Origin of the sequence: Flavobacterium sp. WC2409, assembly GCF_041200085.1 — a bacterium.
Classification (GTDB): Bacteria; Bacteroidota; Bacteroidia; order Flavobacteriales; family Flavobacteriaceae; genus Flavobacterium.
This window is the reverse complement of sequence record NZ_CP165625.1, coordinates 1612648-1629060: the sequence shown is the minus strand read 5'-3', so window position 1 is coordinate 1629060 and position 16413 is coordinate 1612648. Positions and strand designations below refer to the sequence as shown.

Sequence of the window (16413 nt, the reverse complement as noted above, 5' to 3'; positions counted from 1 at the left end):
TAAAATTGCCATATGAGTAAAGTTATCACGCATTCTCTTTTTACTGACTTTGATATTAACTTATTCAAAGCTGGGAAACATTATAGACTCTATGAAAAGCTTGGGGCGCATTTGATTGAGTTAGATGGTGTAAAAGGAGTGTATTTTGCCGTTTGGGCACCTACAGCTCATTCCGTTTCTGTAGTTGGAGATTTTAATTTTTGGAAACAAGGAGAACATTTGTTGCAAGTAAGATGGGATTCTTCAGGAATATGGGAAGGTTTTATTCCAAATATTGAAAAAGGAACTACCTATAAATATAAAATTCAATCTAATAATGATGGGATTATTACTGAAAAAGCAGATCCGTTTGCTTTTTATTGTGAGCAACCACCACATACTGCCTCAGTAATTTGGGATTTAGACTACAAATGGGATGATAATAAATGGATGAAATCACGCCAAGACCATAATGGATTAGACAAACCTTATTCTGTTTATGAAGTTCATTTGGGATCTTGGAAACGTCATGCTGAAGAAAATCGTTTTTTGACTTATCTAGAATTTGCTGAGGATTTAGTAAACTATGTAAAAGAAACTGGTTTTACTCATGTGGAATTTATGCCTATAATGGAATATCCTTATGATCCTTCATGGGGTTATCAATTAGTTGGTTATTTTGCACCGACATCTCGTTTTGGTAAACCACAAGATTTTATGGTTTTAGTTGATAAGCTGCATCAAGCTGGGATAGGTGTTATTTTAGACTGGGTTCCATCACATTTTCCTGACGACGCACATGGTTTAGGGTTCTTTGATGGTTCTAATCTTTTTGAACACCCAGATCGAAGAAAAGGATATCATCCTGATTGGAAAAGTTTAGTGTTTAATTATGGACGAAATGAAGTTCGTTCCTTTTTAATTAGTAATGCTTTATTCTGGTTGCAGTACTATCATGCTGATGGTTTACGAGTAGATGCCGTTGCTTCGATGTTGTATTTAGATTATTCAAGAAATGATGGTGAATGGGAACCAAATATTTATGGAGGTAGAGAAAATCTAGATACCATTAGTTTTTTGAAAGAATTTAATGAAGCTGTTTACTCTAATTATGAAGGAGTACAAACGATAGCAGAAGAAAGCACTTCGTTTCCAATGGTTTCAAGACCAACATCTGTTGGTGGATTGGGATTTGGAATGAAATGGATGATGGGTTGGATGCATGATACTTTAGAATATTTTCAAAAAGAAACGGTTTATCGCAAATACCATCAAAATGAATTGACATTTTCGATGACGTATACTTTTTCTGAAAATTTCATGCTGCCTTTATCTCATGATGAAGTGGTGTATGGTAAAAAATCAATTGCTGGCAGGATGCCTGGTGATGAATGGCAAAAATTTGCTAATTTAAGATTACTTTACGGTTATATGTTTACACATCCAGGAACCAAATTATTGTTTATGGGTTGTGAATTTGGACAAAGTGCAGAGTGGAATTTTGAAGGAAGTTTAGATTGGCATTTGTTACAATATCCTTTTCATGAAGGGATAAAGAAATTGATTACTGATTTAAATAATTTATACAAAACAGAACCTGCTTTGCATGAAAAGCAGTTTAATCCAGAAGGTTTTGAATGGATTAATTATTCAGACCATCAAAATGCTGTTTTTTCATTTATTCGAAAAGGAAATAAACCGAAAGAGGATTTGATTGTGGTTTGTAATTTTACTCAAATTGTTCGCCCTAATTATAGAATAGGTCTTCCTAAAAAAGGAAAAATCAAAGAAATTTTTAATAGTGATGCAATAATATATGGAGGTAGTGGTGTAATTAATTCTGATAAATTAACAATTGAATCCTCTCCTTATGACGGAAGGGACTATTCTATTGAATTACTGCTTCCTCCGTTAAGTGTTAATGTTTTCAAGATATCATAGAATTGTTTTTTAATATTGTTGTAAAGTTCAGCTTAATAAAAGGAACTTTACAACAATATTTAATTTCTATTACAACTTTTTTGTGAATAAAGTCCTTATTTTAAAAGGCTAATAGAGATTTTTTGTAGGTTTGGAAAGAAACAAAACATCTTATTAATAATACCACAATTCCATGATTACTAATACAGAATTAGAATATAAAGGGGATCTATACCCATCAAAAATAGTCTCTTTTAAACTGGAAGGGGATTCAATTTATTTTAACACCGATAATAGTGTTGTTTTAAAAGTTACCATTTTAAGAGATAGTTTACTGCGTTTTCGATTTACTACAAAAGGATATTTTAGTAATGATTTTTCTTATGCCATTGATAAAACTCAATTGCATGGATATAATTTTCTAGAGATATCAGAAGAACCAGATTATTACCAAATAGTTACTAGTAAAATAAAATGTGTTATTCAAAAATTAGACATGAGGAAGTCTATTTATGATTTAAAAGGAAATATTTTATTAGAAGACGAGCTTGGTTTTCATTGGGAAGAAAGTTACGAATATGGTGGTAACATTGTAAAGATGAGTAAAGCTTCCAAAGATGGGGAATGTTTTTATGGTCTTGGTGATAAAGCAACCCAAATGAATTTAAAAGGGAAGCGATTAGAGAATTTTGCTACAGATCAATATGCTTTTCAAAAGGATCAGGAACCACTATACAAAGTAGTTCCTTTTTATATCGGATTGCAAAATAAACAAGCCTACGGAATTTTCTTTGATAATACATTTCGAACTTTTTTTGACTTTTGTCATGAGAGAAGAAATGTAACCAGTTTTTGGGCCGAAGGCGGAGAGATGAATTATTATTTCTTTTACGGACCCAAAATGCAAGATGTTGTAACGACTTATACAGATTTAACTGGTAAACCGGAATTACCTCCCTTATGGGCTTTGGGATATCACCAATGCAAATGGAGTTACTATCCAGAGCGTAATGTAAAAGAAGTTGCAGCTAAATTTAGAGAATTACAAATACCATGTGATGCTATTTATTTAGATATAGATTATATGGAAGGATTCCGTTGTTTTACATGGAATAAAGAGTATTTTCCTGATCCAAAAAGAATGGTTGCAGAATTGGCCGAAGATGGATTTAAAACGGTTGTTATTATAGACCCAGGGATAAAGATTGATAAAGAATATGCTGTATATAAAGAAGCTTTAGAAAAAGATTATTTTTGTAAAAGAGCTGATGGTCCTTATATGAAGGGAAAAGTTTGGCCCGGAGAATGTAATTTTCCAGACTATACTAATCCTGAAGTTAGAGAATGGTGGGCAGGATTATTTAAAGAATTAGTTTCGGAAATAGGTGTAAAAGGAGTATGGAATGACATGAATGAACCAGCCGTAATGGAGGTTCCAAATAAAACATTTCCTATGGATGTACGTCACGATTATGACGGAAATCCTTGCAGTCATAGAAAAGCACATAATATTTATGGTACTCAAATGGCAAGAGCTACCTACCATGGAGTAAAAAGATTTGCTTACCCCAAAAGACCTTTTGTAATAACTAGGTCTGCATATGCAGGTTCACAACGTTATACTTCTTCGTGGACAGGTGATAATGTTGCCACTTGGGAACATTTATGGGTTGCTAATATACAAGTGCAAAGAATGTCTATATCTGGAATGGGTTTTACTGGTTCAGATATTGGAGGATTTGCTGAGCAACCTTCAGGAGAGTTATACGCTCGTTGGATTCAGTTAGGTGTTTTTCATCCTTTTTGTAGAACTCACTCGTCAGGTGATCATGGAGACCAAGAACCGTGGGCCTTTGACGATGAAGTCATTGATATTACTAGAAAATTCGTAAGTCTCCGTTACCAGTTATTACCGTATTTATACACCATGTTTTACCAATATATTGAAGAAGGAATACCAATGTTAAAACCATTAGTGTACTTTGATCAAGATGATATTCAAACTCATTATCGAAATGATGAATTTGTTTTTGGAAATCAGATATTGGTTTGCCCTATATTAGAACCTAATGCAATAGGAAGAAGAATGTATATTCCTAAAGGGGAATGGTATAATTACTGGACTAATAAAATAGTAAAAGGAGGAAAAGAAATGTGGGTAGATACTCATTTTGATGAGATTCCAGTTTTTGTCAAAGCGGGTTCGATGATTCCTAAATACCCTGTTCAACAATATGTAGGTGAATTAGAATTTGATGAATTAACTTTAGATTTATATTATAAAAAAGGAAAAGAAAAATCAGTTGTTTATGAAGATGCTCAAGATGGGTATGATTATAAAAAAGGCAGATATAGTTTTTTAACTTTCAGAGTAACTGGAAAGGAGAAAGAACTTAATATTCAACAACATAAAGAAGGGAAATATGACACTAATTATTCTAAGTATAAAATAAACCTTATTGGATTACCATTTAAAGTAAAAAGTATTGAAATCGATAACGAAGAAGTTTCATTTAATAGCTTGGCTTTTGAAATTAATGATTATCTAATTGTAGATAAGGAATTTAATGTTTTGCACATTACTGGAGAATAAAGAAAACAATAAAATTGATACAATTGCTTTTAATTTTGTAACTCATAAACTTAGTTAAAATTGTATTTTTGTTTTTATTAAAATCTAATATCATGAAAAAACAGTCAATAATAGCAGGAATTTGTACGCTAGGTCTATTCATCTCTTGTGCGACCAACCCTCTTACAGGGAAAAAAACATTAAATTTTGTTTCTAATAGTGAATTATTCCCTTCTTCTTTTCAGGAGTATGGAACTTTTTTGAAAGAAAACAAAGTCATTACTGGAACTGCAGACGCAAAAAGAGTGGAAAATGTGGGTATGAAAATTAAAGTAGCTGCTGAAAAATATTTAGCGTACTTAGGTCAAACTCAATATTTAAATGATTACCGTTGGGAATATAAATTAGTTGATAGTAAAGAAGTTAACGCTTGGTGTATGCCCGGTGGAAAAATCGTTGTTTATTCGGGGATTTTACCCATTACAAAAGACGATGCTGGTTTAGCAACTGTTATGGGGCATGAAGTTTCTCATGCACTAGCAAATCATGGAGCACAACGTATGAGTGCATCACAACTTCAGAGTCTTGGCGCTGTAGGTGTTGCTGTTGCAACTGGGAGTCAAAGCGCTGAAAAACAACAAATGTGGCAACAATATTACGGTATAGGTTCACAAGTAGGAGTAATGTTGCCTTACAGTAGAAGTCATGAAACCGAAGCTGACAAAATAGGCCTTACTCTTATGGCTATTGCAGGTTATAATCCAGATGATGCAATTTCATTTTGGACAAGAATGGCTGCAAGTTCTAATGGTCAAGCACCACCTGAGTTTTTAAGTTCACACCCTTCAGATGCAACAAGAATTGCCAATTTGAAAGCAATGGTTCCGGAAGCTAAAGCAACGGCGGCAAAATTTGGAGTTATTTTCAGATAAAAAAATATATTTTAATAGATAATGGAAAGCCAATTCAACTGAATTGGCTTTCTGTTTTTAACAAATCATTATTATTACAAAGTTTATCCTGATTTATAGTTTAAATACTCAAAAAATAAATAAATTCGTTTTAAAAATATTTATATGATAGCTTTACAAAAAGGAGATAAGAAGTTAATAAACGCTTGGGCATTTTATGATTGGGCAAACTCAGTGTACAGTCTGGTTATTGCAACTGCAGTATTTCCCATTTATTTTGAATCTGTAACCAGTGATAATAATGGTATTGTCCATTTTTTGGGTCTGGAAATTAATAACTCCTCTTTGCTATCTTATTCATTATCAATTTCTTTTTTAATAGTTGCATTTCTGTCACCTATACTATCCGGCATAGCTGATTATACGGGTAATAAGAAACGTTTTATGCAGTTTTTTTGTTATTTGGGTTCGTTTTCAGTTATGGGATTGTTCTTTTTTAAAGGACAGGATACACTATGGATAGGTGTTTTAGGAACTATTTTGGCTAGCATTGGATTTTGGGGAAGTATTGTTTTTTATAATTCTTATTTGCCAGAAATTGCTTTTCCAGAGCAGCATGACCGTGTGAGTGCGAAAGGTTTTATGTTTGGTTATTTTGGATCTTTAATTTTGTTAGCATTTAATTTAACCATGGTTATGATGCCTGAATGGTATGGAATAACTGATTCGTCGATACCAGCGCGAATTTCATTTCTATCAGTAGGTATTTGGTGGATGGGTTTTGCTCAAATTACTTTTCATTATTTACCTAATAATGTATTTCATAAAAAACCAGAGAAAGATTTTATATTTAAAGGATTGAGAGAACTTAAAGTTGTTTTTAAAAGCTTGAAAGAACTTACTAGGTTAAAACAGTTTTTAACCGCTTTTTTTCTTTACAGTATTGGTGTTCAAACTGTAATATTATTAGCAGGTATTTTTGGTAAAAAAGAATTAGGGATTACTACAAGTAAATTAATCATAATCATTTTATTAATCAATGTTGTAGCTATATTTGGCGCTTTTTTATTTTCTAGAATATCCGAGAAAATAGGGAACATAAAAACCTTAAAAATTACAATTGTAATTTGGGGTTTTATTTGTTTTGCGGCGTATTTATTAGATGCTAAAAGTCAATATATTGATCTTCAATTTTATGCGCTTGGAGGTACGATTGGGATGGTTTTAGGAGCAATTCAATCCCTTTCAAGATCAACATATTCTAAACTATTACCTGAAACGGAAGATCATGCCACTTACTTTAGTTTTTTTGATGTTACAGAGAAAATCTCGATTGTAGTAGGAACCTTTATTTTTGGTTTTGTAGCTTCGATTACAAACTCAATGCGAAATTCGTTTTTTATATTAGCCATATTCTTCGTATTAGGTTTTATAGTTTTGAGTTTTATGAAAAAGAGTGATGAAACAGTATAAATAATTATTTTTAATCTCTTTTAAAAAAGTCATTTATAATAATTTAAAATAAACTTCGTATTTAAAATTCTATCAATATGACCTTTTTCTTTTTACTAAAGTATTAGGAAAAAAACATCATAAATCAACTATTTAATAGTTGATTTATCACCAATATTTACAATTTTGATTACTGCTTATTTCTACAATGGCATAATGATTGCATTTTTTATACAACTAATGAATAACAAAGGATAATACCAGTTATATTGGTATTTAAAGTGTTTAAACTCTTTGTTTATTCATAAGATTAAAATTTTTAATGACAAAAAGACTTAAATATACTATGTCAAACCATAAAATACTTACAATTGACAATCTGTCACTACAAGAATTCGACTCAGAAGCAGAATTAATTCCATTATTGACTCCAGAAGATGAGGAGGAAATGATAAATGAAGAATTACCAGATTCGCTATCTATTTTACCCTTAAGAAACATGGTTTTATTTCCTGGTGTTGTAATTCCTATTACTGCAGGGCGTGATAAATCAATTAAATTAATAGATGATGCAAATGCTGTTGGTAAAATTATTGGTGTAGTTGCTCAAAAGAATGAAGAAGTTGAAGATCCTACAAAAAACGATATACATAAAATAGGAACAGTAGCCAGAATATTACGAGTTTTAAAAATGCCTGATGGAACGACAACAGTTATTCTTCAAGGGAAAAAACGTTTTGAAATTGACACTGTAGTTTCTGAAGAGCCTTATATCACAGCTACAATTAAAGATTTTGAAGAGAAAAGACCAGAAAAAAAAGATACCGAGTTTTTGGCTATTTTAGATTCTGTCAAAGAACTGGCAATTCAAATAATTAAAGAGAGTCCAAATATTCCAAGCGAAGCTACATTTGCAATCAAAAATATTGAAAGTCAATCTTTCTTGATCAATTTTGTGACTTCTAATATGAATTTATCTGTCAAAGAAAAACAAGATTTACTAGAAGTTAATGATTTGAAAGACAGGGCTTTGGAAACTTTGCGTTACATGAATATTGAGTTGCAAAAATTAGAACTCAAAAACGATATTCAATCTAAAGTTCGTTTTGATTTAGATCAACAGCAAAAAGAATATTTTCTTCATCAACAAATGAAAACCATCCAGGAAGAACTGGGAGGTGTTTCACAAGAAGAAGAAATGGACGAAATGCTTCAAAAGTCGAAGACTAAGAAGTGGGACGAGAAAACACAAAAACATTTCGAAAAAGAATTGTCAAAAATGCGTCGAATGAATCCACAAGCGCCAGATTTTGGAATTCAAAGAAATTATTTAGAACTGTTTCTTGAATTGCCTTGGAATGTGTATTCTAAAGATAATTTTGACTTGAAAAGAGCTCAAAAAATTCTAGACCGAGATCATTTTGGTTTAGAAGACGTGAAGAAAAGAATGATTGAGCATTTGGCCGTTTTGAAATTGCGAAATGACATGAAATCACCTATCATCTGTTTAACAGGACCTCCAGGTGTTGGTAAAACCTCCATTGGTAGATCTGTTGCAGAAGCCTTAGGTAGAGAATATGTTCGAATTTCACTTGGAGGGTTACGTGACGAAGCGGAAATTAGAGGACATAGAAAAACCTATATTGGTGCAATGCCAGGGAGAATTATTCAGAGTTTAAAAAAGGCAGGTACATCAAATCCAGTATTTGTTCTAGATGAGATTGATAAATTAGCGAGCGGGAATCAAGGAGATCCTTCTTCAGCCTTATTAGAAGTTTTAGATCCGGAACAAAACAATTCATTTTATGACAATTTCCTTGAAATGGGGTATGATTTATCAAAGGTGATGTTTATTGCTACCTCTAATAATTTAGGAGCAATTCAACCAGCGTTAAGAGACCGTATGGAGGTAATTAAAATGTCGGGTTATACAATTGAAGAAAAAGTGGAGATTGCACGTCAGCACTTATTTCCAAGACAGTTAAAAGAACATGGATTAACATCCAAGGATTTAACTATTGGAAAAAAGCAATTAGAAAAAATTGTTGAAGGATATACTCGAGAGTCTGGAGTACGTGGATTGGAAGCTAAAATTGCTCAGGTTATTCGTAATGCAGCAAAATCAGTTGCAATGGAAGAAGAATATAACAAAAAAGTAACTGATGCTGATATTGTAAAAGTACTAGGAGTTCCTAGATTAGAAAGAGATAAATACGAAAGTAATGATGTTGCTGGGGTTGTAACTGGACTTGCATGGACAAGTGTTGGTGGTGATATTTTGTTTATTGAGTCACTTATTTCTCCTGGTAAAGGGACGATGACAATTACTGGAAATTTAGGTACAGTAATGAAGGAATCGGCAACTATTGCATTAGAATATATTAAAGCAAATACTGAACTTTTAGGTCTTAATCCAGATATTTTAAAAAATCACAATATTCACTTGCACGTTCCAGAAGGAGCAACACCAAAAGATGGTCCAAGTGCGGGAATAGCGATGTTAACGTCTTTGGTTTCCTTGTTTACACAAAAGAGAGTCAAAAAACATTTGGCTATGACGGGTGAAATTACATTAAGAGGAAAGGTGTTACCTGTTGGAGGTATAAAAGAAAAAATATTAGCTGCTAAACGTGCTGGTATTAAGGAAATTATTTTGTGCCATGAAAATAAAAGCGATATTGACGAAATAAAACCAGAATATATTGAAGGGATGCACTTCCATTTTGTAAAAGAAATGAGCGAAGTTTTAAAAATTGCAATTACAGATCAGAAAGTAAAAAATGCAAAAACCTTGTAAAGACTATTTTTTAATTTAAATAATAATTCCAAAATCAAATCTTAAAATAATTGAGAGATGATTTTGGAATTTTATTTGTTTGGAATTTGGAGAAGCAAAATCACCAATTATTGGTATTATAATTTTATCTTCGTTATTGCGTTTTATTTTAAAAAAAATAGAAACCTAAAGCATGTTCAAAAAACTTTTTTTATATTTTTTACTTCTTATATGTACTGTTTCTTACGGTCAAATAGGAGGGAAGTATACGTATCAGTTTTTAAACTTAGTTACTTCGCCTAGACAGGCATCACTTGGAGGGAAAACAATCACTATTTATGATGATGATGTAAATCAAGTAAATTTTAATCCAGCAACAATTAATGTAGAAATGGACAACCATTTAGCTATTAATTACGGGAGTTATTATGGGGAGATTACTTACGGGACTGCTTCTTATGCATACACTTATGATCGGCATTTACAAACTTTTCAAGTTGGGGTTAATTACGTCAACTATGGTAGCTTTGAAGGATATGATGAAAATGGTCAAACTACCTCCTCATTTACTGGAAGTGAAACAGCATTGTCATTTGGATATTCATATAATGTACCAAACACAACATTATATTTAGGGGCAAATGCTAAATTAATTTCATCCACCTTAGAGAGTTATAATTCGTTAGGAGGAGCAATTGATATTGGTGCTATTTTTATTGACGAAAGGAATGATGTCAATTGGGGGTTGGTTATACGCAATATTGGTACCCAATTCACAACCTATTCTGAAGTTCATGAAAGGTTACCTTTAGAGCTACTTGCGGGAGTTTCACAAGAATTAGAAAATGTACCTATTCGATGGCATTTGACATTAGAGAATTTACAACAATGGAATATTTCTTTTTCAAATCCAGAAAGGACTCAATCTTCAATTGACGGTAGTTCAACTGAAGAAAAAATATCATTTGTGAACAACGCCTTGCGTCATGTAATTTTTGGAGTCGAATTATTCCCCAAAAAAGCATTTAATTTGCGTCTTGGATATAATTTTCGAAGAGCGGAAGAACTACGTATTGTAGAACAACGCAATTTTTCAGGCATTTCGTTAGGTTTTGGATTAAAATTAAATAAATTAAAATTTAATTACTCGTATTCACGTTATACTCTAGCGGGAAATACAAGTTTATTTGGTTTAACGATAAATTTTCAATAGAAGGGTTAATTAAAAATAGGTAAAGAGATGAAGAAGCTATTTATTTTTTTATTTTTTCTGGTATTTGTTTTCTCTAGCTTTAGTAATAAAGACGAAAAAACAGTTGTACAAGAAAAATTGAATTCACAAATTAAGGAAGTAAAAGACCTAGTTAATAGATACTCAAAGTACAATAAAGAAATTGGTTTTTTTATTGATATGAAAATAGAATCAGGAAAATATCGGTTTTTTGTTTGTAATTTGAAAACAAATGAAATTATAGACGAAGGCTTAGTTAGCCATGGTTTAGGTTCTGAAACAGGCATAGAAGGAGAGCTGAAATTTAGTAATGAGAATCATTCTTTTTGTACTTCTTTAGGAAAGTACTCTATAGGTAACAAGTATATTGGTACATATGGGAAGGCGTATAAATTATATGGATTGGACGCTACAAATAGTAATGCATTTAGTAGAAATATAGTTTTGCATCAATTTGAAAGTGTTCCATATGAAGAGCAAGGGCAATTTATTTGTAAGAGTTTGGGTTGTCCAATGGTTAATGAATTGTTTTTTAATAGAATAGGGGAGTTGATTGATCATTCTAAAACAAAAATTATTTTAAGTGTCTATTATTGATATATAAAAATAAGATGTTTTCTTATAAAATTTAGAGCAGCTAGGAGTAGGTTTAATAACATCAAATTAAAATATAAAATTGAAAAAAATTACCATTGCAATTGACGGGTTTTCATCCACAGGAAAAAGTACTTTAGCAAAACAATTAGCCAATCATTTGGGATATGTATACGTGGATACTGGCGCAATGTACCGTGCAGTTGCTTTTTTTGCTATGCAAAATGGCTATATAGGTGCTTCGTTTTTTGACAAAGAAACTTTAATTAATAGTTTGCCATTTATTCGATTAGAATTTAAATTCAATCCAGATTTAGGTTTTGGCGAAATGTATTTGAATGATACTAATGTAGAAACTCAAATACGAACTATTGAAGTTTCTAATTTTGTAAGTAAAGTAGCTGAAATTTCAGAAGTACGTGCCAAATTAGTAGAGCAACAAAAAGAAATGGGAGAGAATAAAGGAATTGTGATGGACGGAAGAGATATTGGTACCGTTGTTTTTCCAGATGCTGAACTTAAGATATTTATGACTGCCAGTGCAACTACAAGAGCCGAAAGACGATTTGCTGAATTGAAGCAAAAAGGCGACAATGTTACCTATGAAGAAGTGTTGAAGAATGTTGAAGAGCGTGATTATATTGATACCCATAGAGAAGATTCTCCCTTAGTAATGGCAGAAGATGCTATAGAAATTGATAATTCACACCTAACACGTGAAGAACAATTTGAAGTGGTGTTGAGTCTAGTAAGTGAAATTACTAAAACGAATTAATTCTTTTGTTTATCACATTTTAAATATTAGATTTACGCCTTACATTTTTTTAAAATAATATAATTCATAATATGGGAATTAAATACAGACTGATTTTAATGAATTTCCTTCAGTTTTTCATTTGGGGTTCGTGGTTGCTTACAATTGGAGCCTATTGGTTTAATAATAAACATTGGTCAGGTACTGAGTTTGGTATCATCTTTTCAACAATGGGTATTTCTTCTGTTTTTATGCCTGCTCTTACAGGAATTATATCAGATCGTTTTTTAAATGCTGAAAAATTATATGGTTTGCTTCATTTTTTTGGTGCTGCTGCTTTGTTTTTCTTACCGCAAGTAGATAATCCTACCACTTTTTTCTGGGTTATGTTGGTGAACATGTTTTTCTACATGCCTACTATTTCATTATCAATAACTGTAGCTTATAATGCATTAATTGCTAAAGACATGGATGTTGTAAAGGATTATCCACCTATCAGAATATGGGGGACAATAGGTTTTATTGTTGCTTTATGGGTTGTTAGTTTAACGCATAATGAAACATCAGCTAATCAATTTTATATTGCTGGAGTAGTGTCATTAATTTTAGGAATATATGCGTTTACATTGCCTAAATGTCCTCCGTTGTGTAAAGGCGAGAAAAACAGCTCTTTTTCACGAGCTTTGGGTTTAAATGCTTTTGAATTATTCAAACAAAGAAAATTTGCTATTTTCTTTATCTTTTCGATGTTGTTAGGAGCTGCATTGCAGTTGACTAATGCGTATGGAGATACTTATATTCATGATTTTGCCACTGTCGATGCCTATAAAAACACTATCGCGGTGCGGTATCCAGCTATAATTATGTCAATCTCTCAAGTTTCTGAAACCTTATTCATATTAGCAATTCCTTTCTTTTTGAGAAAATTTGGAATTAAGTATGTGATGTTGTTTAGTATGTTGGCTTGGGTATTGCGTTTTGGATTATTTGCTTTTGGAAATCCAGCGGATGGATTATGGATGATTATTATGTCCTGTATTGTATATGGAATGGCGTTTGATTTCTTTAATATTTCAGGATCTTTGTTTGTAGAAACGCAAACTGATTCTAAAATTAGAGGAAGTGCGCAAGGGATGTTTATGATGATGGTAAATGGTTTTGGTGCTTTGATTGGTAGTTTTGCTAGTGGCTATATTATTCAGGAGTATTTTACTCTAGCGGATGGTAGTAAGGAATGGCAAAACATTTGGATCACATTTTCAACCTATGCCTTAGTGCTGGCAATTGTATTTCCGTTTGTGTTTAAATACAAACACGATCCTAAAATTGTAGAGAAATTTAGTCATTAAAAAATGATTTTTAAAATACAACCCGATAACTACTAGTTAGTTGTCGGGTTTTTTATTGCTAAGAAAAAACCATAAAACCTATTTAGCCCTGATGGAGCCGATATCCTCGTAGTCCTTTTTTTTAGGACGGAGAGATAAAGGCGAGAGCGGGAATCCATCACTGCAAGAAAGATGGTTCATTCGCTACTGATTTTCAGTTGATTATCTTTTTAATAATATTTTGTTGTTTGAAATAAATGTGTTACTTTTGCACACCTTTTGGTGGATAAGAGTTTCCATTAGGTATTATTTATTTATACAAACAACTTCTGTTGTTTTCTACTACTTTAAGAAACTCAAGAAAATACAGAATACAAATTTTTATCAGCATGTCTGAACAAATCCAATCACAAGAAGAGTTTTTAGCAAATTTTAACTGGCATAACTTCGAAGAAGGTATCGATCCAGTAGATGAAAAAAACTTATTAGAATTCGAAGAATTAGTATCAAAAACTTTTATCGCTACTGACCAAGAAGAAGTAGTAGATGGTACTGTTGTTAGAATCACAGATAGAGACGTTATCGTTGATATCAACGCAAAATCGGAAGGTGTTATTTCTTTAAACGAATTCCGTTACAACCCAGCATTAAAAGTAGGTGATACTGTTGAAGTATTAATTGACATCCGTGAAGACAAAACTGGACAACTAGTTTTATCTCACAGAAAAGCACGTACTATCAAATCATGGGATAGAGTTATTTCGGCTAACGAAACAGGAGAAATCGTTAATGGTTTTGTAAAATGCAGAACTAAAGGTGGTATGATCGTTGACGTTTTCGGAATTGAAGCGTTTTTACCAGGATCTCAAATTGATGTTAAACCAATTAGAGATTACGATGTATACGTAAACAAAACAATGGAATTCAAAGTGGTGAAAATCAACCACGAATTTAAAAACGTTGTTGTATCTCACAAAGCGCTTATTGAAGCGGATATTGAAGTACAGAAAAAAGAAATCATCGGTCAATTACAAAAAGGACAAGTATTAGAAGGTGTTGTTAAAAACATTACTTCTTATGGTGTCTTTATTGACTTAGGTGGAGTTGATGGATTAATTCATATTACTGACCTTTCTTGGTCAAGAATTAACCACCCATCTGAAGTTCTTGAATTAGACCAAAAATTAAATGTTGTAATCCTTGATTTCGATGATGAGAAAACAAGAATTCAATTAGGATTGAAACAATTAAACGCTCACCCTTGGGATGCTCTTGATGCTAAATTAGCAATTGGAGACAAAGTAAAAGGTAAAGTAGTTGTAATCGCTGATTACGGTGCTTTTATCGAAGTTGCTGAAGGTGTTGAAGGTTTAATCCACGTTTCTGAAATGTCATGGTCTACTCATTTACGTTCTGCTCAAGATTTCGTAAAAGTAGGTGATGTTGTTGAAGCAGTTATCTTAACTTTAGATAGAGATGACCGTAAAATGTCATTAGGTATCAAACAATTGTCTCAAGACCCTTGGACTGATATCACTTCTAAATATCCTGTAGGTTCTAAACATTCAGGTATCGTTAGAAACTTTACAAACTTTGGTATTTTCGTAGAATTAGAAGAAGGAATTGATGGATTAATTTACATCTCTGACTTATCTTGGACTAAGAAAATCAAACACCCATCTGAATTTGTAAATGTTGGTGAGAAACTTGATGTTGTAGTATTAGAATTAGATGTTGAAGGACGTAAATTATCTTTAGGTCACAAACAAACTACTGCTAATCCTTGGGATCAATACGAAGATTCATTCGCAGTGGGAACTATCCACAACGGAGAGATCTCTGAAATTGTTGACAAAGGAGCTACTGTAGAATTTGGAGATGATATCGTTGCTTTCATTCCTACTCGTCACCTTGAAAAAGAAGATGGTAAGAAATTGAAAAAAGGAGAATCTGCTGATTTCAAAGTAATCGAATTCAACAAAGAATTTAAAAGAGTTGTTGCATCTCACACTGCTATCTTCCGTGAAGAAGAAGAGAAAAATGTGAAAGCAGCTACAGAAAATACTTCTTCAGCTTCTACTTCAACAAATGCACCTGCTTCTACTTTAGGAGATAGCAATGATGTATTAGCTGCTTTGAAAGCTAAAATGGAAAAGTCTGAGAAAAAATAATTCTCAATCTTTCTTATAATAGAAAAGCCTCACAGGGATGTGAGGCTTTTTTTTATGTTGTGATTTTTGATTAATTTTTAAAAAGAATTTAGTATTAAATTTGCAGCACAACTTTCAATGTAGTTGGGATTAAGAATATAGTAACGATATAAGAATTTGCGAGAATAAATCAATTAATGAGCGTTTTGAATCGGAATTCTAAAAATTAAAATAAACATGAAATATACAAGATTAACTAAAGAACAATTTGAAGAGTTAACACAAGAATTTAGTACTTTCTTAGCAACTCAGACAATTGATAAAGCGGAATGGGATACAATTAAAAAAGACAAGCCAGAAGTTGCTGAGCAAGAATTAGACGTTTTTTCAGATCTAGTTTGGGAAGGCGTTCTTACAAGAGCAGAATATTTAGAGCATTTTTCAAAAAATCATATTTTCCTATTCCATAGTTTTGATACTTATGTTCAATCCATTGTGCTTAAATCATTAGTTCCTGAAGTTGATTTTTTAACTAAAGAGGGATTGCAATGGCTTAGTGATAATATGTTTACAGATACTATCGAAATGAAGACTGGTAAAAAAGAGTTTACTGAGGAGCGTAATTCGTCTCTTTTTGCATTGATTCAGCAAGGTGCTTTCTTAAGTGACGGTCAGTTGTACAAGCAAATAAATACGATTATTGAATCATAATTCAGTAGTTATTTATTCTTCAAATTAATTAATTT

General features: G+C 32.1%; 11 protein-coding genes. All 11 read left to right on the top strand.

What is annotated here, in order from left to right:
* The first annotated feature begins 12 nt into the window (after nt 1-12).
* On the top strand, nt 13-1920 hold the full coding sequence (glgB, locus tag AB3G34_RS07015; RefSeq protein ID WP_369753896.1) for a 1,4-alpha-glucan branching protein GlgB: 1908 nt from the start codon (nt 13-15) through the stop codon (nt 1918-1920).
* Between the two features lie 172 nt (nt 1921-2092).
* Complete coding sequence (locus tag AB3G34_RS07010; protein ID WP_367770251.1) at nt 2093-4492, top strand: glycoside hydrolase family 31 protein; 2400 nt, start codon at nt 2093-2095, stop codon at nt 4490-4492.
* Between the two features lie 92 nt (nt 4493-4584).
* Nucleotides 4585-5403 carry a M48 family metallopeptidase gene (locus AB3G34_RS07005; RefSeq protein WP_369753895.1) on the top strand — a complete coding sequence of 273 codons (819 nt, stop codon included), beginning with the start codon at nt 4585-4587 and terminating at the stop codon, nt 5401-5403.
* A 144-nt stretch (nt 5404-5547) separates the two neighbouring features.
* A complete protein-coding gene (locus tag AB3G34_RS07000) occupies nt 5548-6855 on the top strand; it encodes an MFS transporter (RefSeq protein ID WP_367770245.1) in 1308 nt (435 codons plus the stop codon).
* Nucleotides 6856-7180: 325 nt separating this feature from the next.
* Entirely contained in the window at nt 7181-9631 is a 2451-nt protein-coding gene (gene lon, locus AB3G34_RS06995) for an endopeptidase La (protein WP_369754084.1), read from the top strand.
* Nucleotides 9632-9803: 172 nt separating this feature from the next.
* A complete protein-coding gene (porQ, locus tag AB3G34_RS06990) occupies nt 9804-10823 on the top strand; it encodes a type IX secretion system protein PorQ (RefSeq protein WP_369753894.1) in 1020 nt (339 codons plus the stop codon).
* Nucleotides 10824-10850: 27 nt separating this feature from the next.
* Complete coding sequence (locus tag AB3G34_RS06985; RefSeq protein ID WP_367770239.1) at nt 10851-11438, top strand: murein L,D-transpeptidase catalytic domain-containing protein; 588 nt, start codon at nt 10851-10853, stop codon at nt 11436-11438.
* A gap of 79 nt (nt 11439-11517) precedes the next feature.
* Entirely contained in the window at nt 11518-12210 is a 693-nt protein-coding gene (gene cmk, locus AB3G34_RS06980; protein WP_369753892.1) for a (d)CMP kinase, read from the top strand.
* A gap of 71 nt (nt 12211-12281) precedes the next feature.
* Nucleotides 12282-13538, top strand: coding sequence for a nucleoside permease (locus AB3G34_RS06975; protein ID WP_369753891.1), 1257 nt, complete (start codon nt 12282-12284; stop codon nt 13536-13538).
* Between the two features lie 368 nt (nt 13539-13906).
* Nucleotides 13907-15688: a 30S ribosomal protein S1 gene (gene rpsA / locus AB3G34_RS06970; RefSeq protein WP_367753379.1), complete on the top strand. Its 1782-nt coding sequence runs from the start codon at nt 13907-13909 to the stop codon at nt 15686-15688.
* Between the two features lie 216 nt (nt 15689-15904).
* Nucleotides 15905-16378: a DUF6495 family protein gene (locus tag AB3G34_RS06965; RefSeq protein WP_367770228.1), complete on the top strand. Its 474-nt coding sequence runs from the start codon at nt 15905-15907 to the stop codon at nt 16376-16378.
* Nucleotides 16379-16413 lie beyond the last annotated feature (35 nt).